General features: G+C 65.5%; 20 protein-coding genes and 2 pseudogenes. 6 read left to right on the forward strand and 16 right to left on the reverse strand.

The genetic code is table 11. The annotated features are described in order from the left end of the window. Nucleotides 1–16 precede the first annotated feature (16 nt). On the forward strand, nt 17–988 hold the full coding sequence (locus KIO74_RS30760) for an AAA family ATPase (RefSeq protein ID WP_244643287.1): 972 nt from the start codon (nt 17–19) through the stop codon (nt 986–988). A gap of 7 nt (nt 989–995) precedes the next feature. Further along, nucleotides 996–3,335, forward strand: coding sequence for a S8 family peptidase (locus KIO74_RS30765; RefSeq protein ID WP_244643288.1), 2,340 nt, complete (start codon nt 996–998; stop codon nt 3,333–3,335). Nucleotides 3,336–3,384: 49 nt separating this feature from the next. Here KIO74_RS30765 and KIO74_RS30770 read toward each other — a convergent pair whose 3' ends face one another. Beyond that, the gene (locus KIO74_RS30770; RefSeq protein WP_034462709.1) at nt 3,385–3,606 is read right to left on the reverse strand and encodes a hypothetical protein; all 222 of its coding nucleotides are present in this window, start codon (nt 3,604–3,606) and stop codon (nt 3,385–3,387) included. 179 nt (nt 3,607–3,785) lie between these two features. Between KIO74_RS30770 and KIO74_RS30775 the strand changes: the two genes are divergently transcribed. Both KIO74_RS30775 and KIO74_RS30780 read left to right on the forward strand, forming a co-directional pair. Beyond that, nucleotides 3,786–3,986 (forward strand): hypothetical protein, encoded by a 201-nt coding sequence (locus KIO74_RS30775; protein WP_034462710.1) that lies wholly within the window; start codon nt 3,786–3,788, stop codon nt 3,984–3,986. Nucleotides 3,987–4,115: 129 nt separating this feature from the next. Continuing rightward, nucleotides 4,116–4,379 (forward strand): WGR domain-containing protein, encoded by a 264-nt coding sequence (locus KIO74_RS30780; RefSeq protein WP_034462746.1) that lies wholly within the window; start codon nt 4,116–4,118, stop codon nt 4,377–4,379. A 68-nt stretch (nt 4,380–4,447) separates the two neighbouring features. Here KIO74_RS30780 and KIO74_RS30785 read toward each other — a convergent pair whose 3' ends face one another. The 3 genes from KIO74_RS30785 to KIO74_RS30795 all read right to left on the reverse strand — a co-directional run bounded on the left by KIO74_RS30785 (nt 4,448) and on the right by KIO74_RS30795 (nt 6,107). Then, entirely contained in the window at nt 4,448–4,762 is a 315-nt protein-coding gene (locus KIO74_RS30785; protein ID WP_034462711.1) for a DUF736 domain-containing protein, read from the reverse strand. A gap of 677 nt (nt 4,763–5,439) precedes the next feature. Beyond that, the gene (locus KIO74_RS30790) at nt 5,440–5,598 is read right to left on the reverse strand and encodes a hypothetical protein (RefSeq protein ID WP_160170419.1); all 159 of its coding nucleotides are present in this window, start codon (nt 5,596–5,598) and stop codon (nt 5,440–5,442) included. Between the two features lie 323 nt (nt 5,599–5,921). Then, entirely contained in the window at nt 5,922–6,107 is a 186-nt protein-coding gene (locus KIO74_RS30795; RefSeq protein ID WP_034462712.1) for a hypothetical protein, read from the reverse strand. Between the two features lie 444 nt (nt 6,108–6,551). On the opposite strand from KIO74_RS30795, the gene KIO74_RS30800 reads away from it, so the two are divergent. After that, nucleotides 6,552–7,418, forward strand: coding sequence for a hypothetical protein (locus tag KIO74_RS30800; protein ID WP_152539756.1), 867 nt, complete (start codon nt 6,552–6,554; stop codon nt 7,416–7,418). 112 nt (nt 7,419–7,530) lie between these two features. On the opposite strand, the gene KIO74_RS30805 is transcribed toward KIO74_RS30800, so the two are convergent. The 6 genes and pseudogenes from KIO74_RS30805 to KIO74_RS30830 all read right to left on the reverse strand — a co-directional run bounded on the left by KIO74_RS30805 (nt 7,531) and on the right by KIO74_RS30830 (nt 12,033). Continuing rightward, on the reverse strand, nt 7,531–8,472 hold the full coding sequence (locus KIO74_RS30805) for an adenine nucleotide alpha hydrolase family protein (RefSeq protein ID WP_034462714.1): 942 nt from the start codon (nt 8,470–8,472) through the stop codon (nt 7,531–7,533). After that, nucleotides 8,472–8,687: pseudogene (locus KIO74_RS30810) on the reverse strand (zincin-like metallopeptidase domain-containing protein); the annotation flags it as partial. The pseudogene KIO74_RS30810 and the gene KIO74_RS30805, both read right to left, overlap by 1 nt. A gap of 126 nt (nt 8,688–8,813) precedes the next feature. Continuing rightward, nucleotides 8,814–11,051, reverse strand: coding sequence for a bifunctional organomercurial lyase/mercury(II) reductase MerBA (gene merBA, locus KIO74_RS30815; protein ID WP_089172868.1), 2,238 nt, complete (start codon nt 11,049–11,051; stop codon nt 8,814–8,816). 4 nt (nt 11,052–11,055) lie between these two features. Then, complete coding sequence (gene merF, locus KIO74_RS30820; RefSeq protein ID WP_089172867.1) at nt 11,056–11,295, reverse strand: mercury resistance system transport protein MerF; 240 nt, start codon at nt 11,293–11,295, stop codon at nt 11,056–11,058. Between the two features lies 1 nt (nt 11,296). Continuing rightward, a complete protein-coding gene (locus tag KIO74_RS30825; RefSeq protein WP_089172866.1) occupies nt 11,297–11,584 on the reverse strand; it encodes a heavy-metal-associated domain-containing protein in 288 nt (95 codons plus the stop codon). A gap of 23 nt (nt 11,585–11,607) precedes the next feature. Continuing rightward, nucleotides 11,608–12,033, reverse strand: a complete 426-nt coding sequence (locus KIO74_RS30830) for a mercuric transporter MerT family protein (RefSeq protein WP_089172952.1) — start codon at nt 12,031–12,033, stop codon at nt 11,608–11,610. 86 nt (nt 12,034–12,119) lie between these two features. Here KIO74_RS30830 and KIO74_RS30835 point away from each other — a divergent pair, with 86 nt between their 5' ends. Further along, a complete protein-coding gene (locus KIO74_RS30835) occupies nt 12,120–12,548 on the forward strand; it encodes a MerR family transcriptional regulator (RefSeq protein WP_089172865.1) in 429 nt (142 codons plus the stop codon). A gap of 14 nt (nt 12,549–12,562) precedes the next feature. Here the strand turns inward: KIO74_RS30835 and KIO74_RS30840 are convergent, their stop codons facing one another. From KIO74_RS30840 to KIO74_RS30865, 6 genes and pseudogenes are all read right to left on the reverse strand, one after another. Further along, nucleotides 12,563–13,486: an ArdC family protein gene (locus KIO74_RS30840; protein ID WP_089172864.1), complete on the reverse strand. Its 924-nt coding sequence runs from the start codon at nt 13,484–13,486 to the stop codon at nt 12,563–12,565. A 221-nt stretch (nt 13,487–13,707) separates the two neighbouring features. Beyond that, complete coding sequence (locus KIO74_RS30845; RefSeq protein WP_089172863.1) at nt 13,708–14,148, reverse strand: hypothetical protein; 441 nt, start codon at nt 14,146–14,148, stop codon at nt 13,708–13,710. After that, nucleotides 14,145–16,310 carry a hypothetical protein gene (locus tag KIO74_RS30850; protein WP_172241061.1) on the reverse strand — a complete coding sequence of 722 codons (2,166 nt, stop codon included), beginning with the start codon at nt 16,308–16,310 and terminating at the stop codon, nt 14,145–14,147. The genes KIO74_RS30845 and KIO74_RS30850 overlap by 4 nt, the downstream gene beginning before the upstream one ends. Continuing rightward, on the reverse strand, nt 16,307–18,136 hold the full coding sequence (locus KIO74_RS30855; protein WP_249731673.1) for a site-specific integrase: 1,830 nt from the start codon (nt 18,134–18,136) through the stop codon (nt 16,307–16,309). Before KIO74_RS30855 ends, KIO74_RS30850 begins: the two co-directional genes overlap by 4 nt. An 8-nt stretch (nt 18,137–18,144) precedes the next feature. Next, a complete protein-coding gene (locus KIO74_RS30860; protein WP_254985791.1) occupies nt 18,145–19,500 on the reverse strand; it encodes a tyrosine-type recombinase/integrase in 1,356 nt (451 codons plus the stop codon). Between the two features lie 331 nt (nt 19,501–19,831). Further along, a pseudogene (locus KIO74_RS30865) lies at nt 19,832–20,548 on the reverse strand (ArdC family protein); the annotation flags it as partial. Between the last annotated feature and the right edge of the window lie 36 nt (nt 20,549–20,584).

A 20,584-nucleotide genomic window follows, 5' to 3' on the forward strand; every position in this document is an offset into this window, starting at 1 on the left:
GGCCCGCGGGGAGTTGATGAAAAAATTGCTGGCCAGCTACGGTCGGGACGATGAGTTCCGTGCCGTGGCGGAGCAAATCATCGGCGAAGAGGAAAAGAAGAACAACCGCGTGCTGGCGCGCAGCCTGCGCAAAACACTCGAGGCTGGCCCAAGCCGCCCGAGCGGTCCGAAGGCGCTTGCGCCCCTGCTTCCGTTCCCCGAAGCGGCCGCCGACTTCATCGAGCGGATTGAGCCGCGGCACACGCGCAATGATATCGTGCTCGGGGCGACGAACGTGCGGGTGCTGCTCGGCCTGGTCAAAGAGTTTCGCCGCGCCGACGACATCCGGCGTCATGGCCTCAAGGTCCGATCCAAGCTCCTGTTCTGCGGCCCGCCGGGATGCGGCAAGACCCTGTGCGCGGAGATTTTTGCAGCCGAACTCGGTCTGCCGCTGTTCCTCGTCAAGCTCGATCGGCTGATCTCGTCCTACCTGGGGGAGACGGCCGGCAACGTCCGCAAGATTTTCGAGTTCGCGCGCAAACAGCCCTGCGTCCTGTTCTTTGACGAGTTCGACGCCCTGGCGCGCTCGCGCGACGACTCGAGCGAGCACAACGAGCTGCGCCGGGTCGTCAACAGCCTGCTGCTGTTCATCGACCATATCCAGCCGAAGGGCTTTCTGATCGCCGCGACCAACCTCGATCAATCGCTCGATCCGGCGGTGTGGCGGCGCTTCGACGAGGTCGTCTGGTTCGACAAGCCGGATCGGGCGATGATCGCCCGGTTCCTACGGCTCAAATTCAAGAACATCGCCACCGCGTTCGATCCGCTGCAGCATGCGGCGGCGCTGCAAGGCTACTCCTATGCCGAAATCGAGCGCGTCTGCACGCAGGCGGTCAAGACGATGATCATCGAGCGCCGCAAGCAGGTGCAGGCCCGCGACTTCAATCGCGCCTTGGAAGACGAGGCGCGCCGCCGGGCAGGACAGTCTCGCCTCGCGCCGCCGAGCTAGGCGCGCCGTGGCCCGATACGATCATCTCGAACTCGTCCGGCTTCCCGAGCAATTCGAGCGCCGCAAGCACGGCGGCGGCGGTCCGCCGCCTGTGCGCGATCGCGACCAGCACACCACGAAGCTGCGCGACGAACTCGAGGCTGCGACGCAGGAGCAACGACGTCGGCGCAAGCCCGAATTCGTCGATCCTTCTTTGATTTTGCGCGTGCAGATGACGGGTCCGCTTCTCGAGGAGGACTGGGAACGCCTGGGGCTCACGGTATTGTCCAGCGACGCAGATCGCACCCTCGTGCTGTTCGCGTCGAACGAAGATATGGTGGATTTCCGCGCGCGGCTTGATGCCTATCAGGGTGGCCCACCCCCCGGCCAGAAACACGCCCCCTACGTCAATTTCGTCTCCGGAATCGAAAGCATTGGATCGGTCGAGCCGCGCGATCGGATCGGTCCACGCTTGCGTGAAGAAGGATTCGCTGATGTCGCGGATTTCGTCGCACGGACATCCTATCTGGTGGACATCGAGCTTTGGGATCTGGGCGAGCGTCGCCTGCGCGAACGCAAGATCGAGGATGTCATTCGCTACGTCGAAGCACGGGCTGGCGATGTCTTCGATCGCTATGTCGGCCCATCGATCAGCATGTTTCGCGCGCAGCTGACGGGGGAGCTGTTGCGAACTCTCCTGACGGTTGAGGAGATCGCGGCGATCGATCTGCCGCCGGCGCCGGATGTGACGACGGCAGAGGCGCTCGACATGGTGCTGGCGGATGCGCCGCCGCTGAACGCCGTCGCTGATGACGCCCCGTTGATCGGCATCATCGACAGCGGCGTCAACGATCACCCATTTTTGGCGGACATCCTTGTCGGTTCGATCGGCGTTCCCGCCGAGCTCGGCACCGCCGACGTCTGGGGTCATGGCACCCGCGTGGCCGGTGTCGCCGTGTTCGGCGATCTTCGTGCGCAGCTCGACGCAGGCGGGTTACAGCGCGGCGCGCGGCTTTGTGCGGCAAAGGTGGTGAACGACCAAGGAGGCTTTGACGATCGGCGGCTCGTACCCTCGCAGATGCGCGAGGCGATCACGACCCTGAACCAGCGCTTTGGCTGTCGGGTCTTCGTGATCGCGCTGGCCGACCGCCGGCGCGTCTTCGACGGCGGCAAGGTCGGAACATGGGCCGCCACGCTCGACGGACTGGCGCGCGAGCTCGACGTCGTCATCATCGTCTCGTCCGGCAATCGAAGCCCGCGCGGCGGAAATCGCCTCGAACAGGCAGTGACGGAATATCCGCACTACCTTCTCGAGGATGCCAACCGGTTGTTCGAGCCGGCCGGCGCCTTGAACGTCATCACCGTCGGCGCGCTCGCGCATGGCGAAGGTCTCGATCCCGATCGTGCCGACGACGTCCGCGTCCGCGCCATCACACGCCTGCATGAGCCGGCGCCATTCTCGCGGATCGGGCCGGGACCGGGCGGCGCAACCAAACCCGACGTGGTCGAGATTGGCGGCACGCTGATTTTCGATGCCGTCGTCGCGAGGCTGCGGGGAGGGGAGGACGTCGGCAGCGCCGGTGTTCTGACCCTGCATCACAGCTATCTTGATCGGCTCTTCACGGCAGGGTCGGGCACGTCCTATGCCGCGCCGCGCGTCGCCTTCACCGCCGCTCAGATCCTGACGCGCTTCCCGCAAGCCTCCGCCAATCTCGTCCGCGCGCTCATTGTAGGGTCTGCGGAAATCCCGCCGCCCGCCGGCGAGCGGCTTCAGCTGCTTGGTGGGGATGCAACGCGGGCGATTGTCGGTCACGGTCTGGTGGATCTCGAGCGCGCCGCATTCTCGGACGACGCGCGCGTGACCCTCTATGCTGAGGATGAGCTCGCGCTCGATCATTTTGCGGTCTATCGGATTCCGATCCCAGAAGCGTTCCAGGCGGGCAATGGCGAGCGCTGCATTCGTGTAACGCTGGCATTCGATCCACCGGTGCGGCACACGCGGAACGACTATGCCGGCGTCGGCATGTCGTTCCGCTTGGTCCGTGGGTGCCAGCCCGACTTGATCTTCGATCATTATCGCAAGCGTGAACAGGACGACGGTCCGTTCCCCGAACTTGCAGCGCGATATAATTGCGCTCTCGTACCCGGTCCCCAGGCACGCGAGAAGGGAACGGTTCAGTGCGCGACCGTGACGTTCAAACGTGGTGTGGAAGATTACGGAGACTATTACTATCTCGTCGTGCGCTGCGAAGGCGGCTGGGCGACCCATGTCGATCGGCAGCAATTCGCGGTCGTCGTCGAACTGCTCCACAAGGCCGAGGTCCAGCTCTACGAACGCGTACGGCAGCGGATCAGGGTCCAAGCATAGTCTAAGCTATCCGAGCAAGCGTGCCGCTCCGCGGCCAACGCCTTGCCCTTCAGATCGATCCGCTGGCAAAGCTTCGCGACGAGCCGATCGTGGGCGCGGTGTGCGAGGGCGTTCTCGCATCCAAGCCGATTTGCGCCTCGTGCATGAAGAATAGATTACTCGCCGCCTTTCCTTCGATCAGGAAAGGAGCCGCAAACTGCCGATACGACCTTTCATATTCGACTTCTTGAAACCCGAACTCATTAAAGGGCATCGTCGTTTCGCGCGTCATTGTAATAGCCTCGACGATTGTTCATCCAGGCCGAGTTTGAAAGTCTGTCTGACGGATTTTTCCCGGCTCCCGACAATGGGCGGGCGAGCTTGCGATTTCGCGGCGCTTCAAGGCGCGGATAGCAAGAACACTAACGCCTGCAATTCCATTGCGGCTCAAACGTCGGGAGGGGAATTGAGATGACGGAAATTACGCACTCCGCGACGCCGAAGGGCAACGGCTATCAGGCGACGGTGACGCTTCCGGGGGGCGTTTCGGTGAGCTCGGCGGAAACCTATCCAACGATCGCAGAGGCAATCACCGCCGCCGCGCAGAAGTTGCTCGCGATGCCAGAGCGCCTCGCGGCTTTGGATCGATCACATCCCCAGTGCGACGCATAGCTGGCTCGACCAAGAGGCGGATCGCGCCGAAGCTGGTGCGACGGATTGATCACTCCGATGAATCGATCAGACCAGATTGATTCATAGATGGCGTTGGACGCCGCTTCCGAAGGAAGCGACACTCACGACATGGCCAGCGAGGATCCCGAACAGCTCCACCTGCATCGCATTGAGCCGGACCTGAACATGCGGCGCTTCTACGCGCTTGCACTTCAGCCGACGCTGTTCGGCGGCGCGTCGCTCATTCGGAATTGGGGCCGCATCGGAACGAATGGCCAGTCGATGATGGAGACCTTCGACGAGCCGGAAGAGGCGACGGCCGCGCTCGGCCGGCTCGAGCGTACAAAAAGGCGCCGCGGTTATCGCGATGCCGACGTTCAAGCTCGCAGTTAGGGCCTTCGCGGCGCGTCACGAACGTGGCGAGGGCCCCGCCTCGCGGCGGGGCCCTCTTGTCGCCCGGATCAGTCCCGGTTCGGCCGGGACCAGATCAGCTGCAGGCCTTCCTCGCCTTCGACTTCGACCAGGGTCGCGTAGATCGGGGCCGGGAAGCTCGGATCGTCGAGCTTGACCGAGAGGTAGTCGCGATCCGTCTGTTCCGAGTGCTTCTGCCAAGCGGCGCCGAGCTCGACATTCGCCGCTGCGAAGATGCGGAAGTGCGGACCCTTGTCGGAGGGGTTCTCGATGCGGACCAGCCGAGCTTTGACGTTCAGGGTCAGGGTGCGGATGGTGCCCGTGAAGCCGTTGCCGTTGGAGGTGAAGGTGCCGATGTTAGCCATTGTCTCATTTCCTTGTTATCAGGGCCGCGCCCATCGCGACCCGATGGCGGTCGTGAGACCGGGGGCGATCGACCCGCACCCGAAGGGCTGAAACGAAGTGGAAGGCGGCCGGAGGCGGCTTTTTTGCCTCGCGATGCAAAGCCGAAGGCGGCGGAAAAAAGTCGTCGCCGGACGTTGCGGGGACAAGATCGAGAGAACGCGCAGCGTACTCGTCCTTCGGTCAGACCAGGCCAATCGGGTTCGTATTGGGAGTGGCTGTCGTAAACGCCTTGGGAATGAGGACATGCGCGTCACTATCGCTGCCGCAATCACGCCCGACGGCACCATCACGGTGCACTCGCTCTCCCGCAGGCCGGCGTCCAGCTCGCCGACCGCAGCCGCATCCCGTAAGGGACCCACGATCCCCAGCCTTCGCTCGAATGTCATGCACCTGCCCTTGCCAGGAACCCGATCGGCAGGTCGCCGCCCCTCATGTCCAACCGAGCTGATGCGTCGTACTCGCGGTCTCGCCAACGCCAGTCATAGTCAAAGGCTGGCCCTATAGATGCCTCTGCGCCGGCGGCGGGGCCACCCGCCCGACAAAGTCCACGTCGCAAGGCGTGGCCTTGGCCCGAGGGACGCAAGCGCTTCGGTCCCGATGCAGCATCATCGCCGGCCATCGCCGACAAAAAAGGGGGCTAAGCCCCCGCCGCCTCGCGCTGCCGGCGTTCCGCTTCCGCGAGCGCCTGATCGAGGCGTTGCTGCGTTTCGCGGCGCTCCTTACGCGTCAGGATGCAATGCGCAAGCTCGGCGCGGAGTTCGGCAATTTCGGCGTAGATGTCGTGAACGTTCTCCATTTGAACCTCCTTCGTCTCGATGACGGAGGAAGGGCCACCAGGCGCTGGAGGGCCGGGTCAGGGATCGCGCAGCGACCGGCAGAGCCGGCGTGCGGGGGTGCCGATTTTCTGTCGCCGCCCTGCGGGTGGCGGCGGGAAATTGGGGGATGACCGCGCGTCCTTGACGCGGTCCGACTGCCGGTATCATCGGCCGACTCTGAGAGAGAGATGGCCCTGGCACAACGGAGCGGCTGGGTTCTTCTTCCTTCCCCGGCCACGCAAAGCCGCGGTCGTCGTGAAGAATCAGTCGAGGCGCCGCGTCGCGCGGCGCCATCGGAACCGGCTCAATGAGCCGGACCACGCTCGTAAGGATCGAATTCGTGAATCAGCTCCAGGTCGTCGCTGTCGTCGAGCTCGTTCGAGGGCAGTGCGCCGTAGGCATCGCCGGATTTGAAGAGCGTCACCGGGACCATCAGGGTGCGAGCGAGCTGGAAGGCGTGGTTCTGGGCAAGGGAAAGATCGTGCGACATTTCGAAGGCTCCATCCGGAGCGGGCCAATTCCCGCTCGATGGCTCCTCGAAGGACCGCCTTCGGTCGCGATCACCGCGAAGGCGAAGCTGGAGCGGCGGCAGCTCGCTAGCCGACCCCTTGTGGGTTGATCGTGGAAGATCCGGAGGAGGGCCAGGACGCCATCGCTGCAGAGCGGGGTTGGTCCGCGGCGGTCGAGACCGACCGCATGCCGCATTCTCTTTTCGCCGGAACCTGCCGGCGATCGCCTCCAAGCCCGGGCATCACTGGCCAATCCAGATCGGGGTTGCAGCGCCACGACTACTCTTCGGTCAAGAGCAGAACACGGCCCCAACCGCCGTGCTCCCTTCCCGGAAGACGCTATCCAGCAAGCGGCCCTCGCAAGCGGCTGCCCACTGATTGAATTGTCGCGCTCGACTTGGACCGCGGTGGCGTGGATCTGTACCGTGAAGCTCGTACTGTCCGGTTTCCGCGCCGGATGCGGCGCTAGATATCAAATTGAAATACCAGCGCAAGCGTGTGCATTCACGAACAGGCGCCATGTCATGGGAGGTAAGCAATTGACGGAACAAGAGAGACGAACGAAGTGGAATGCAATGTGTGACGCCGTTGCCGATCAGATGAGGGCCTTCACTCGTCCATACGTAAGCGTTCTCGCCGGTGAAGTTGACATAGGAACTGGCACGTTCATCGAGAACAGTGATGCTCAGATACTCACCTGCGCGCACGTTGCCCGTTTTGACCCTACGGCTTTTTACGTCGATCATGCAGGGAGCGTTCAGCTTCAGCCAGGCATGTGGCGCATGGAAGGCGACCCTAAGAAGGACGTGGCGATCTCACCCTTGCCTGAGGACGAGTGGGCAAAGGTCTGTGGAAGGGCTAGTACGCTCTCAATATCGAGATTTGCGCAAATTCATGAACCGGTGAAAGACGAGCTTCTCTTCTTCAGAGGCATTGCTGGCGAGAACGCGAACTACATCGGAAATTTCGGCACCGATGTCATTCTCAGCGGCTATTGCTCGCAGGAAAAGCATGACACTGGCGACGGCGAAATTTTTGAAGTCCTATGGAAGGGAGGTCAGGCGAGTGTGACGTCTGGCACCGACAGCAGCGTTCGCGATCGCGTTCTCTACGATAATCCAGCCGGCTTTAGCGGCTCGCTGGTCTGGAACACGAGATTTGTTGAACTGGGATGCGATCTATCCACGTGGACCCCCGACGATGCGATCATCACCGGGTTGTTGCGCCGTTATGATGAAGCTACAGAAACTCTGCTTGTTTGGCGGATCGAGCACGTGCGCGCTTGGCTCTGAGAACCCTTGCCCGTTCGAAGCGGTGCTGTGACGTGGGAGTCCACTTCCGATAGGCCCCGCGCACACGCGGAGACTGCTAGGCGTGGCCTGACCCCCGCAAAAAGCGAGGTGTTCACACGCCGCACATCCCTTCGCACTCGTTGCCGAAAAGGTCGAGTTGACCGTGATCGGCGGCGGTCGACAGATCGGCAAGGTCGAGCGGCACACAGGAGCGATGCAGGAACACATCGCCACGGATGCCGCGAAGACCGGAACGCAGGGCGTGGTCGACCGCGACCGCATCAGCCCACGCCTCGCCGTCGTGATCGCGCAAATCGCGCCAGCGGGCATTGTCGTGGAACGGGCAGCCGATGCACGCGCTCTTCGGCGGGATCGGATAGCCATGGCGGTGCAGCCACGCCATGCAATCCTGCCGGCACATGCGTCGCTCGATCAGGGGAAAGCGCTTGATCTGCCAGCCTTCGAAGCTCGGCTTCGCCCGGATGACCTCGTCCGTGCTGATGCCGATCCATTGCTCGACGACAGGGAAGGAGGGCGAGCGCTTGCGGGCAAGCCCGGCGAGCTCGCGGACCTTGCGCCGGATCGGAACGATCTTGAACTCCGCCGTGCATTGCCGGCGGATCATGCCGATCGAGATGATGTCGGCCGCGCTGCGGCGTTCGCCGATCTCGATCAGCTCACCCTCATCATCCTCGTCGAGGACCGGAATGGGCGTACCGGCAGGCCTGACCGTGCGGGTGAACGCCGGAATCGATGCCCATCGACGGCCCTCGCCGGCGGCGAGAACGTGTTCGCGGATATTGCCGGCCGACACGATGTGCACGGGAAAGGGCAGGACATTTCCTGACATGAGCCAATCGAGATGCTCGTAGACGGCGGCAGGCTCCCAGCCGGTATCGGCAAAAATCGCGCAATCCGGCATCGGGCCGATTTCGCCATGGGCCGCGAGCAGCGCCATTGTCGTCGATTGGACGCCGGCGCCGAGCGAGAGCACGCGCAAGCGGATCGGGGAGGGCGAAAGCCCCTCCCCAGAAGCAGGCGGAACGTGAAACATTACGCTGCCTCCCCCTCTGCGGCTTCCGCCGGCTGGAGACCGTGCAGGAAGGCGGCGGCGCGCTGCGCGTGTGCGGCGGCCTGGAAGACCGCGCGCTTGTCGCCCTGCAGGACCTGGAGCCACGATTCCACGTAGCTTGCGTGGTCGGGCCGCGGTTCGAGCTCGGGCACGATCCCGAGGTCGGCGCAGATCAGCGCAGATCCGATTTCGGCCACTTATCTGAACAGTCAACCTGTCTCAGGCGGATTTTTCGGCGGCATTTGTCTGAAAATCCACACGCTTCCGATCGATCTCGACGCGTGAGACAGATTCGAGGGGTGCTCAGAGGCCCTTGCCACTATTCAACCGGCGCAGCAGGACAGCTTGGCGACGTCCCTGTCGAAGGCTAGCGCCGCGAGCTTCAGGCCCTCGACGGTGGTGAGGTACGGAAAGATCGTGTCCGCCAGATCGTCGACGCTGAGCCCCTGCCGGATTGCCAGTGTTGCGGTCTGGATGCTGTCGGCGCCTTCCGGCGCGAGGATGTGCGCGCCAAGCAGCCGGCCGCTGCCGGCGTCGGCGACGAGCTTGATGAGCCCACGTGTGTCGCGGGCGGCAAGCGCACGGGGCACCTGGTCGAGACCGATCGTCGAGACGCGGACCGCATGCCCGGCGGCGCGCGCTGCGGCCTCGATCAGCCCGACGCTCGCCACCTGCGGATCGGTGAACACGATCGCCGGCATGGCGCTGTTGTCATAGCGCAGGCTGTCGCCGTTAAGGGCGTTCTTGGCCGCGAGCTTGGCACCGTAGGCAGCCATGTAGACGAACTGGTCGCGGCCGGTGACGTCGCCGGCGGCATAGATGCCAGCGCGCGTCGTGCGCATGCGGTCATCGACGACGATGCCGCCCTTCGGCGAGATGGCAATCCCGTGCTCGGCAAACCCGAGGCCTTCGATGTTGGGCGTGCGGCCGGTGGAAATCAGCACCTGATCGGCGCCGACAGCAATATCCTCGCCGTCGCGCGTAACGGTCAGTGAAACGCCGCCCTCAGTCTTGCGGATCGTACGGTAGGCGATGCCGGAGACGACAGTGATCCCTTCGTCCTCGAAATACCCCGTCAGCGCCGCGCCGATCTCCGGCTCGGCCTCAGGCAACAGTCGCGAGCGACAGACGAGCGTCACCTTGACGCCGGCACGGGCGAACATCTGGGCGAGTTCCGCGCCGATATAGCCGCCGCCGATGACGAGCAGTGAGGACGGCAGCTTCTCAAGCTCGAGCGCCGACGTGCTGGTCAGATACGGCACGGTCTCGATCCCAGGGATGGCGGGGATTGCCGGCCGCGCGCCGGTAGCGATGATGATTTTGCCGGCCGGAATGCGTGTACCATTCACCTCGACACCGTCGTCGACGAGGCGCGCCGGCCCATCGCGATACGCGATGCCGTTGTAGGCGGGGAGCAGGTCGACATACTTGGCCCGGCGCAGCTCCGAAACCAGCGCGTCCTTCTGACGAACGGTTCCGCGCCAGTCGGCCAGTTCGGCCTCGGCTGTGATGCCGGCAAAACGGGCTGCCACGCGAGCGTTGTGCAGCGTCTCAGCGGCGCGGATGAGGGTCTTCGATGGTACGCAGCCGACATTGACGCAGGTGCCGCCGATGGTACCACTGCCGATCAGCGCGACTTGGGCGCCCTGATCAGCGGCGGTGATCGCGGCAGAGAAGCCGGCCGAGCCGGCGCCAATCACGACGAGGTCGTAGGTGCCACCATTGCGGCCGTTGGCCGGGAAGGGGCGGCTTGCGACCGCCGTGCTCTTCGACGCCGTATCGAGTCCAGCAAGGCTCGGCCCGAACAGAGCGCGGCCAGCCTGCAGTCCTTCCTCGATCGACAGCCGGAAACCCGGCTTGTCGGCAGAACGTTCGTCGCGCCAGAGGGAGAGATGCTCGTCCGAGCAGAAGAAGGCGGTCGTCGCGCAGAGCGAGCTCGCGGCGCAGCCGCCTTCATAGCGGACACTTTGCCACATGACGGCCGTCGACGGCGCGACGGCGGCCAGCGCCCGTCCTCGCTCACGCGTCGTGATCCGGATCGGCGCGCCGCAATGGCGGCATTGCGAGGCGATCGCGACGTCACGACCGGTCATGGCGCCGATGCCGAGCGCGTCGACCGCGCACATGGCGTTGAGAACATGTCCGTCCAGCGTGACCCGATGGCCGGTGTCGCGGTCGGTGAAGGGATAGGCACCGACGATCTGCTCGCCGTCGAGAACGACGAGGTCGCGCCGGCGAAGTTCTGCGAGCAACGGCCAGATGGCCGTCTCGCTCAAACTTGCACGTTCCGCAAGCGCGCCTATAGCCGGGGCCTGCCCGTCTTCGGCGTAGAGCTGGAGCAACGCAACGCGCACGCGGTCCGTGGTGGGATCGTAGCCGCTCCAGCGATTGAGCACGTGGTCGGAGCCGACCATCGCCTGCAAGGCGTCTCGGACCGCCGGCAATGTGACGGCCGACCAGTCCGGAAACGTAACATCGGGCCGCACGGCGAAGCTCGGCAGTGTCGCGGGCTGAGAAACGGCAGGTTTGTCCCGGGAGGAGGATGCACAGCAATCGTTCATGGCTTCAGGCTTCCTTGTGGTTCTTGCTCTCGCCGCAGGCCGCATTCGCCCGGCGGCGGTAGAGGCCCCACGCTATGAGTCCCAGGCTGACGGCCAGCAGTGAAAACGCCATCAGATCCGCGCTGACGAGCCACGCGCCCAGACCGACGAGCGGCAGCAGGACGGCAAGAATGGGTGTCACGCAGCAGATCGCAGCTATTATGCCGCCCGCCACGCCGGTGCGGACCAGGGCAAGGTCGTTCATGTCAACTGCCCTGCCTCGGGTGGGCCGGATAACCGGCATTCATGCTGGCGGCCGCGATGGCATCGGGGTTCGTCTTCGCATCGTCGAAGGTGACAGTCGCGGTCTTCGCCTCGAAGGAGACGGTCACATTCGCGACGCCGGGGACCGCCGCCATCGTGGTCTTCACAATGTAGGGACACGTGGCGCAGGTCATGTTGTCGACGGCGAAGGTGATGGTGCGCTCGCCGGCCCAGGCGGCAGGGGCCAGCATCAGCGAGCCGATCAGGGTGCAAACGCTCAAACTCTTCATAGGGGGAGGCTCTCCTTTCGGTATCAGGCGGAAAGCAGCAGCGGAGCAACGTAGTCGAAGGCGAAGGCAGCAACGACGAGAACCGTTGCCATCCAGAGTCCGATCTGGACGAGGCGGCTGGGGGCGGGGCGTGTGCAGGCTTCGCCGTCGGCGCAGGCTCGCCGTGGCTTCCAGTAGACGAGGTAAAAGCCGTAGCCGAGAACGCCTGTCGTCCCAGCGACGAAGAAGGGCTTGTAGGGGGCAAGTGCCGTCAGATTGCCAATCCAGGCACCGCTGATACCAAGGCTGAACAGGATGAGTGGAATGATGCAGCAGGACGAGGCGCCGATGGCGCCGAGAATACCGCCGACTGCGACCAGGCGCTGCCGCCGGACCTCATTCTGCTCGGGCGTCGTCAGCTTCGCTGCAGTCGGTGCAATGTCTGCTGGTCCATATCGCGATGCATTCATGTCAGGACTCGCTTTCCTTGCCGAATTCCTATCCAGGCGCTAGTGTGCAGTCTGTAGCAACTACAGAGTCAAGAGGGCTTTTTGCGATGGGCGATCACGCCGGGATGAAGGGCATACAGCGGGCCGAGCTCGCCCGGCGGACGGGCTGCAATCTGGAGACGGTGCGCTATTATGAGAAGGTCGGCCTTCTGCCCGAGCCGCCGCGCACGGCGAGCGGCTATCGCAGCTACAACAGCACTCACGAGCGGCGGCTTCGCTTCGTTTTGCGGGCGCGCGAGCTCGGGTTCTCGCTTGACGAAATCCGTGAGCTCCTGCGTCTCGTTGACGAGCGCGACCGGCCCTGTGCCGAAGCACGCGATGTCGCTGCCGTCCACCTTGCCGACGTCCGGGCGAAGATCGCCGACCTAAGGCGCATGGAGCGGGTGCTCGAGGACGTCGTTGCCCAGTGCGGCGACGGCACGCTCCCGGAGTGTCCGCTGATCGAGACACTGTTCCAGGAGCGAACCGTCAACTGATCGAGCAGGGGCGCCTATGCGGCGCCCCGGACCTCGTGCTGGCGATCGCCGACCTGCTGCGCGTGCATCCAGTCGGTGATCTCCTGCGCCTTGCTCGCGGCGGTGAAGATGGCGCGCGAGTCGGAACGCAGCACCTTGAGCCAGGAGGCGATGTAACGGGCGTGGTCGGGTCGCGGCTCGACGCTCAGGTTGAGATCGGCGCAGATCATCGCGCTCAAGAGCTCGACCGTGCATTCCTCCATCGCGTAGGCGGCCGAGCCGAAGCGTCCGGAAAGATCGCGGTCGAGGCGATGCCTGGCGCCGGAAGCGTGGCCGCATTCATGCAGCAACACGGCGTAGTAGGCGACCGCGTCGCGGAAGCAGGCGAACTCCGGCATCTGCACCTGGTCGGTAGACGGGCGGTAGTAGGCCTGCGGTCCGCCGTGGCGGATGTCGATGCCGAGGGCCGCGCAGAACCGTTCGGCCCGCTCGATCCGCTCGACCTCGGGCAGCTCCGGCGTCTCGGGCGGTGTGTAGCCGTCGACCTGCGCGCAGTTGAAGACGGTGTAGCCGCGGGCGAACATCCGCCGGGCGGGCTCGTCGCGATCCTCGTCGCCGTGTTGGGCGTCCGCATCGCCGCGATCGGTGGTCTTCCAGAACACGACCAGATGGCCGCGTTCGCCCTTGCGAACCTGGGCGCCGAGCGCCTGCCATTGGCGGTAGGTGCCCCAAATGCCGGCGGGATAGCCGGCCGCGTGCGCCGCGGCCCAGAGCGAGAGGATGTTGACGCCACGATAGGCCTTGCACGAGGCGACGTTGACCGGCGTGGTGATGGCCGATCCGTCGTGATGCCACGGCATCCGGTAGTCGCCGGCGCCGGCTTCGATGGCGGCGATGATCTGGCTGGTGACACGCTCGTAGATATCAGTCCGGGTCGAGTTGCTGCGATCTGTGGTCATGGGTGCCTCCTTCAGCTCGCCCTCTCCGTCGAGGGCGAGGCGGCAGGGGCAGACGCGGGGGGGCCGGCCCGTCACACCCTGTTCTCGGTGCTGGTGCGGAACAGGGTTGATGGGCTGGCAGCGTCTGCCACACCCGAGCCCCTGCCTCGACGGGCGAGCTTGAAGAGGCACCCATGACCGACGACCGCAAGACCGGTCGACGATAGGCAGTTGCGCGGCTCTCAGCCGGCGCCGTCTCGCGGCGGGCGTCGCAGCGCGACGACCTTGGCCTCGCGCGATCGGTCAAGCTCGTCCTGCAGACCGGCTATCACCGCATCCCGCTCGGCGATCTGCAGCGTCAGCACCTGGATGTGCTGGGCGAGCGTGCGGGCGAGGCCGCGCAGCTCGGCGATCTCGGCGCCGCGCACGGCGCGCAGCTCGGCCTCGAGCGCGCGGATGCGCTCCTTGAGGGCTCTCGGAGTGGCTCGCCGGTGGCGTGCTTCGGCGGCACGGAACTCGGCGAGAACATCGACCGCACGGTTCGCCGTCGCCCGGCTGACTCCGGCCTCGCGCGCCAGGTTGGCGACGGTCAGCGCGCCGTCGGTGCGCTCGGGGCGGCCGTCGAGCAGCCGTGCCATCGCCGCCCGCAGCGCCGCCTCGCTCTTCGGGCCGAGCGCGCTCATGCGGCGCCCTCTATCAGGGGTGCGATGAGCCGGCGTTTGCGTTCGTTGTCGCGCGCGATGGCTTCGCGTTGCAACGGCGACAGGCGCCGGTCGGCAAGCAGCCCTTCGCCCTCGGCGATCGAGGCCTGCCACGGCTCGCGATGCCGGGCGGTCAGACAGGCGTTCGGGCAGCGATCGGGACTGCATCGGGAAAGCGCCGGCGCCGTTCGCTCGGGATCCGCCACGTCCGTGAGGCAGAGGGCGGTCGCCGCATCGAAGAGGCAGTCATTGAGGAAGCCGACATGCAACGTCCGTCCGAGATGGGCGAGCGTGGTGCGCAACCGCTTGCGGTCCATGATCCGGCCGGGAAGATCACCGATCTCGTCGTGGACGCGGGCGAACTCCCGTCGCAATCGCGCCGCACCCGGTCCGGCCGGACCTTCGTCGCGCAGATAGGCCTCGTAATGGGCGACAATGTCGTCGAGCTGGCCGAGCGCGCGCTCGCGCTCGACGGCGAGGCGGAAGTCGGCCCGCGCCGATCCGGCATAACCTTCGAACATGGCGACCGAGGCGTGCTTGTACTGGATCTTGCCGGCGATGGTGCCGAACGGCCGGTTGGCGATGTACCAGGAAATTGTGCGGCGCAGCTGCCGCGTCGTGAACTTCCACGGCTCGTCGCCGGGGCGCGGGATCGCTGGTCCGCCTTCCGAACGCGCGTCCAGGCCGTCGCGGAACAGATTGAGCGTTGCCGTTGCGCCCATGCCGAGGTGATCGGCGCTCCAGGGCCAATCCTTCAGCGTCACCCACAGGGACGAGAGTCCCTTCTCCTTGCGATTGCGCGCCGAGAGCACCTCCATGACTTCCACGGCGCGGGCGACCGGCTCAATGGTGATCCAGTCGGCCGTCACGCCGCGCGGGCCATGGCGCTTGTAGACGGTGCTGCGCACCCGATAGCGTTCGACCAGGCCGTCGCCGCTACGCACCGGCGACACGCAGCCCGGCTGCATCGCCTGCACCTCGCTGTCGCGCATGCCGGTGAGATAGGCGCAGACGATATAGCAGGCGCCCTGCAGCATCCGCTCCTCGCGGGCGAGACTGAGGCCGTCGAAGCGCTCGCGCCATGACAGGCCGGTGTCCGGATCAATGGAGATCGGCGTATCGAGACCGCCAACCTCGGTTCCGAGCTCGGCAGCCATCTCCTCGATCAGTCGCGCGGTCGCCTCGGACTGGCTGACGCGGCCGCTCTCCGGCGCACCGGCGTGCAGCCGCATCAAGTGCAGATTGTAGGGTGGCAGCTCCTGGCCGGTCAGCGGATCGATCCGGCGGGCGGCGTTGGGCGCGCGCTCCCAGATCGGGATACCCCGGCCGGCAGCCCGGCGCGCGTCGAGCCACTTCGCCACGCGGGCCCGATAGGTCCTGGCGACGGCCCGTCCGGTCTGCTGATCCCGCGCCATCAGCCGGGCGCAGCGGGCCTCGAGAGCATCCAGCTCCGCCCGCGCCGCGAGAATGTCGGGTGCATAGATCTCAACATACTTGAGCGCCCAGCGAAGCATGGCGCCGATGACCGGCTCGGGAATGCGCGGCGTGGCGTTCTCGGCAGGCGCCGGCGGCCGGCCGGCGACACGGTGCGCGGCGCGCCCGCGCCACGGCAGAAAGCCGATACCGCCGCCGGTCAGCCACGGCGCCAGGTGGTGCAGGTCAATCGGCACCTCGACATACTTCACCGTCTCGTGGGGCGTTCTCCGGCCGCCGTCGCGGGCATGCACCAGATAGGCGTCGAGCAAAGCCGGATCCACTCGGCCGAGGTCGACGGCGCCGAGCTGCGTCCGAAGGAACGCGGCAAAGTGCTGGATGTAGCGCAGAAGCCGGATCGCCGAGGTCGCGCCGCAGGGCGCACGATATCCCGGCAAGTGGATGCGCAGACGGGCGATTACATACTCTTTCGCCAGACGGCGCGTGACCGGATCGGCGATGCGGGCGAAGTTGAGCCGGTAATTGCTGTAGCGCGCGTTCACCCGGAAGATGGCGGCGCTCAAATCCCAGTGATCGTCACCGAAACGGTGGAGCTGCGCGCGGTCGGCATCGTCCCTGATTGCGACGCCGGCGAGCACGGGCTCGTCGTCACTGTAAATGACCGAGGGCAAAGAAGGTCTGGCTGGAAGTGTGATCGGTGCTGGCATCATGGCGCTCCCGCTTCAGGCGGAAGGTAGATCAGCCTCGGGTCCGCAGCCGCAGCCTGTCGCGCCTCATCAATCTCGGCTTCGCTGAACCGGGGCAGGATCTGATCGGCGATCCGGCCATGAACGCGGCCGAACTTGGTCGTCCAGTCGGCTTCGGTGAGCGCTTGTCTCTGCGTCCTGATAAAGCTGAGGAACGACAGCAGCGCGGGCAGCTTGCGGGCCGTGATCACCGCGTTGCTGCATTCGAGACAGCCCCAAAAGGGCGACGGACAGGCTTCGCCCTCTGGGCCGAACGGGCTCGCGTAGAACCCGCCGCAACTGGCGAGCCAGACATCCTGTTCGCCGCGGAGCAACGCGGTGACAGCGGCGGCGCCGGAAATGGGAAGACCGGTCGCGTGGTCGGGATCGACCCGGACGGCCGCTTCCTCGTCCGGCGACAGCACGCAGGGACGCAGGGCTGCGTCAAGCGCATCGCTCATGGCGTCGGCGATCGTGGCTTCGTGAATATGGCGAAGCGCGGGAATGTCGGCGTAGTGATTGGCCGCAACCGCGGTGCTGTGCCCAACGGCAAAGCGCTCGAGCTGGCCGCCCGTGCGCCGGTACCATGCCGCCTTGTGAGTCTTGCGCAGGCGAGTCAGGTTGAGACGAAGGGGCTGGTCCTGTTCATCGCGGATGTCATGCCGGCGGGTCCATGAAGCCACAGGCTCCTTCATGCCAAGCACGCGCGGGATCAAGCGGCCCCAGGCGTAGTGGACCCAGAGCGTATCGGCGCCGAGCCGGTCTCGCGCCGGGCCGGTCCACTGCAGCACCTTGCGGATCAGACCGCCCGGAGTCGAGGAACCGCCGTCGCGCACGCGCAGCCGCTTCCACTCAGCGCCGCGCGCCCGCCGCTTACAATACTCAATCTCGACATAGCCACCCGCCGGATTCTTCAGGCAATCTGCCCGCAGGTCCTTGATCGCTTCGATCTCGAGCCCCGTGTCGAGCGAGACAAGGACTATGAGCGACACGAGGTCGGCGGCGAGCAGGTGCCGGCGGCCATGCAGATCGTGGATCAGGCGATCGTTCGGCAAGCCGCTCTCACGGCGGAGTGTGTAGAGCCGCTTGAAGAGAGGATGCCTGTGCCCAATGACGCCTTCCGCATCGATCGCCGCCATGGCCGCTTCGTGTGCCGCCGCGAGCGCGCTGCTTCGAAAGGCGTCCTCGACCGTCGGCATTCGATCTGCGTCAGCGAAGCGACGGATGATGGCGGCCAGATCGGTGCGTGCCGCGGTCCGCAACGCCTTCGCGATATCGTCGCCATAGGCATCACGCGGCCGGGCGCGCACGCCCGGCCGGTCGCTCGTGTACATCAAGCGCCGCGAGGCATCGGGCGGCAGGCGGCCGGGCTCGGCGGCTTCGGCGAGCCGCAGCAAGTTGAGCACCTTGCTCATCCGGCGCAGCCGGTGATTGGGATGCAGGCCGCTCTCCTCCATCCAGGCGTCGAAGCCGTCGATGCAGGCGGCGCTCACGTCGGACAATCTGACGACGTGGGGACTAACGGCGTCGAGATACCGCCAGAACGTCTTAAGCGCATTGGCATAGGCGGAAGCGGTCGAGATCGAGCCGGCCGGACCGCCGACCTGGCAGGCGCGCCAGAGAGCACCGGCAAAACTCCGGGCCAACGCCCTGCGGCCGCTGAGCATCGTCAGGTCGATTGTCTTGCTACGGTCCGCAAGCGTGACGGAGAAGCGCAGCGACGCGATCGCAGCGACGGCTTCACCCTCGGGGTCGGGCAAGGCTTCGGGAAACAGTGCACGGCGGCCCGGCCACCGCTTTAAGGCAGTCATCGCGGCAATCATGCGGCATCTCCAGCCGTATCTTCTGCCCAGCGATCCGCGGCCGCCTCGACCAGCTCCTGCGCCTCGGCAAGGCTGTCGAGATAGATGTAGGTGCTGGTCACGCTGGCGTGCCCCAGCAGGTGCTGCAGCTTCTGCAGCGGATCGCAGAGAATCCGCCGGTAGGCCGCGCCGTGCCGGTCCTGCGGATCGAACACCGAGCCGATCTGCTCGCGGATCAGCATGGAGAGCATGTTGCCGGCGAAGGTATGCCGCAAGGTATGCGGCGTCACGTCGATCTCGATGCCGAAGCGACGACAGCGGACGCAGGCCCGGCGGAAGGCAGCTTCCCAGGTGGCCGGCGGGACAGGCTGGCCGCATTCGGTCAGCCAGAGCACGGCATGCTGCGCCGTAGCGGGTGCACCGATCAGCACGCGCCGGCGCTCGCGTGGCGTCAGGCGGTCGACCCGAACACGCTTGCCTGCGTCATCTCTTACCTTCCTGTCCACCGGCATTAGCCAGAGCGGATCGGACAGCGCCGGTTCGGACCGCGAGGCGGAAATCGTGCGCTCGAAGTCGATGTAGTCGGCGATCATCCTCAGCACCCTGCGGGGAATAGGGATGCGCCGTGGCCGTCCGCCCTTGGCGATCGGACCGGCAAGATCGAACGGCGCTGAGCGCGATCCAGCCTCGGTCAGGCGCGGAAGCTCCGTCAGGAGCAGGCTGCCGGCCTCGGTCAGCCGCAAACCGGTCGTGACGAGAAGCTCGGCGAAGAGGGCGTTCCGCTCCCCATTGCGGCCACGCCACGCAGGATCCTCGGAACCGTCCGGCAGACGTCCTCTCAGCCCGACGTCGCGAAAAAGCAGGTAGCGGCCGAGGTCAATGTATCGGGTATCGTGCCGACGCGCTGCGCGCTCACGTGCCCGGTTCGTCGTGACGGCCACCATGGCGCGCCTACCCGACGCCCGCCGTAGCGCGACGCCGTAGCCGAAGGGCGAGGTCGTGATGATCTCCTCTTCAACGGCCCAGCGATAAAGCTTGTCAAGCGCGGCAACGCAACGGTTCCAGCTCGACGCCGAAATGCGGTATGCGGCGTCCGACAGGCGCCGTGCCCGATGAAACGCCAACACGTCATGGCGGTCGGCCTGCCAGACCGTCTTGCCGCCGCGGCGTTCGTGGAGGAAGCGTGCCCAAACAAGAATATCGCGTGCGTAGGAGCGCCACGTGTTCGGCGATCGCGCCCCCATAGCGGGACAGGCGCGGAAGAACCGGTTGAGATCAAGATCGTAGCTGCCGTCATCCATCAGGATGAAGGGCATGTCATCGATCAGCCCGGCGCGCTCGGCCGTGTCAAGCGCGCCGGGCGCAGTGTTCACTGCGAAACCATCTATGGAAAGCGGGCGCGAAACAGCGCCAAGGTCGGTAAAATATAACTGCACGCACGATACCTGAACGGAGCGCCTTCGGCGCAACTCTTTTGTTTGGAATGCGAGGGGTTCCCCTCGCGCTCTCCCGTTCGCCACGTGGCAGGGGTGCAGGACTTTGCCTGCACCCCATGAACAAGCTTGTGGAGTCGCCGCCGCGTCAAGCGTTGTCCTCGCTTACGCTGCGGGAACGCTTGACTCGGACGTCTGAAGAGCCTCATCGGAACCGCCGATGATGCCTCCCCATGCCTGATTCTGAGACAGGATCACAGTGTCAGGATAAGGCGACGAGCTCCTCGCGCGCGCGTTCGCTGCGATCCTTCGCATAACGGCTGAGGTCGCGCCCCACGCGGCGCGAATCCGCCGTCCAATGGACATGCTCGTGGCTCAGCACCGCCACGTACGATGCAGCGTCGCGAAACGTCTCGAATGGCGGCATCTGGATGTGATCGGTCGACGGCGCGTAGAAGGCTCGCGCGCCGCCATGCCGGATCGCCGACCCCGTATTCGCGAAGAAGCGATCGGCATGATCGATCCGCTGGATCGGATCGATCGTCGGCGCCGGCTGCCGGTAGAAGTGGTCGGGCAGTCCGGCGATCTGCTCGACGTTGAAGACCGAATAGGTCTTCAGGAACGGGATGTCGCGCTCGACCTCGCCGCCATTGCCGTCGGTCTCCGTCCGGGTGAAACGGCTCGCATAGATAACGGTCGCGCCCGACTCGCCCTTGCGGACATGAGCGTCGAGCTCGATCGCCTGCTTGAACGTCATCCAGGTCGGCGAGGTGAAACCGCGCGCGAGCGCTTCCGACCAGAGCAGCAGCACGTTCATGCCACTGTAAGGTTCGCCGTTGTGGCGCAGCGGCCGCGTGATGCGCCGACCCGCGTGGCCGGCGCTCCATGGCTGGATCCAGGGCCGAACACCCTTTTCGAGATCCGCGACGATGCGATCGGTGATGCGCGCGTAGACGTCGGCGCGTGAGCCTTCCTTCTTCTCAGTCATTTTCCTGAACCTCCGCTTGGAGGTCGCGCCCATCGC

This window comes from Chelatococcus sp. HY11, assembly GCF_018398335.1.
GTDB lineage: Bacteria > Pseudomonadota > Alphaproteobacteria > Rhizobiales > Beijerinckiaceae > Chelatococcus.

Coding starts and splice junctions, on each gene's coding strand:
- KIO74_RS30790 (WP_160170419.1), bottom strand. CDS start 5,598: ATGGAGAACGTTCACGACATCTACGCCGAAATTGCCGAACTCCGCGCC.
- KIO74_RS30850 (WP_172241061.1), bottom strand. CDS start 16,310: ATGATGCCAGCACCGATCACACTTCCAGCCAGACCTTCTTTGCCCTCG.
- KIO74_RS30785 (WP_034462711.1), bottom strand. CDS start 4,762: ATGGCTAACATCGGCACCTTCACCTCCAACGGCAACGGCTTCACGGGC.
- KIO74_RS30835 (WP_089172865.1), top strand. CDS start 12,120: ATGGGCGATCACGCCGGGATGAAGGGCATACAGCGGGCCGAGCTCGCC.
- KIO74_RS30830 (WP_089172952.1), bottom strand. CDS start 12,033: ATGAATGCATCGCGATATGGACCAGCAGACATTGCACCGACTGCAGCG.
- KIO74_RS30840 (WP_089172864.1), bottom strand. CDS start 13,486: ATGACCACAGATCGCAGCAACTCGACCCGGACTGATATCTACGAGCGT.
- KIO74_RS30795 (WP_034462712.1), bottom strand. CDS start 6,107: ATGTCGCACGATCTTTCCCTTGCCCAGAACCACGCCTTCCAGCTCGCT.
- merF (WP_089172867.1), bottom strand. CDS start 11,295: ATGAACGACCTTGCCCTGGTCCGCACCGGCGTGGCGGGCGGCATAATA.
- KIO74_RS30775 (WP_034462710.1), top strand. CDS start 3,786: ATGACGGAAATTACGCACTCCGCGACGCCGAAGGGCAACGGCTATCAG.
- KIO74_RS30825 (WP_089172866.1), bottom strand. CDS start 11,584: ATGAAGAGTTTGAGCGTTTGCACCCTGATCGGCTCGCTGATGCTGGCC.
- KIO74_RS30855 (WP_249731673.1), bottom strand. CDS start 18,136: ATGACTGCCTTAAAGCGGTGGCCGGGCCGCCGTGCACTGTTTCCCGAA.
- KIO74_RS30760 (WP_244643287.1), top strand. CDS start 17: ATGAAAAAATTGCTGGCCAGCTACGGTCGGGACGATGAGTTCCGTGCC.
- KIO74_RS30780 (WP_034462746.1), top strand. CDS start 4,116: ATGGCCAGCGAGGATCCCGAACAGCTCCACCTGCATCGCATTGAGCCG.
- KIO74_RS30805 (WP_034462714.1), bottom strand. CDS start 8,472: ATGTTTCACGTTCCGCCTGCTTCTGGGGAGGGGCTTTCGCCCTCCCCG.
- merBA (WP_089172868.1), bottom strand. CDS start 11,051: ATGAACGATTGCTGTGCATCCTCCTCCCGGGACAAACCTGCCGTTTCT.
- KIO74_RS30770 (WP_034462709.1), bottom strand. CDS start 3,606: ATGACGCGCGAAACGACGATGCCCTTTAATGAGTTCGGGTTTCAAGAA.
- KIO74_RS30845 (WP_089172863.1), bottom strand. CDS start 14,148: ATGAGCGCGCTCGGCCCGAAGAGCGAGGCGGCGCTGCGGGCGGCGATG.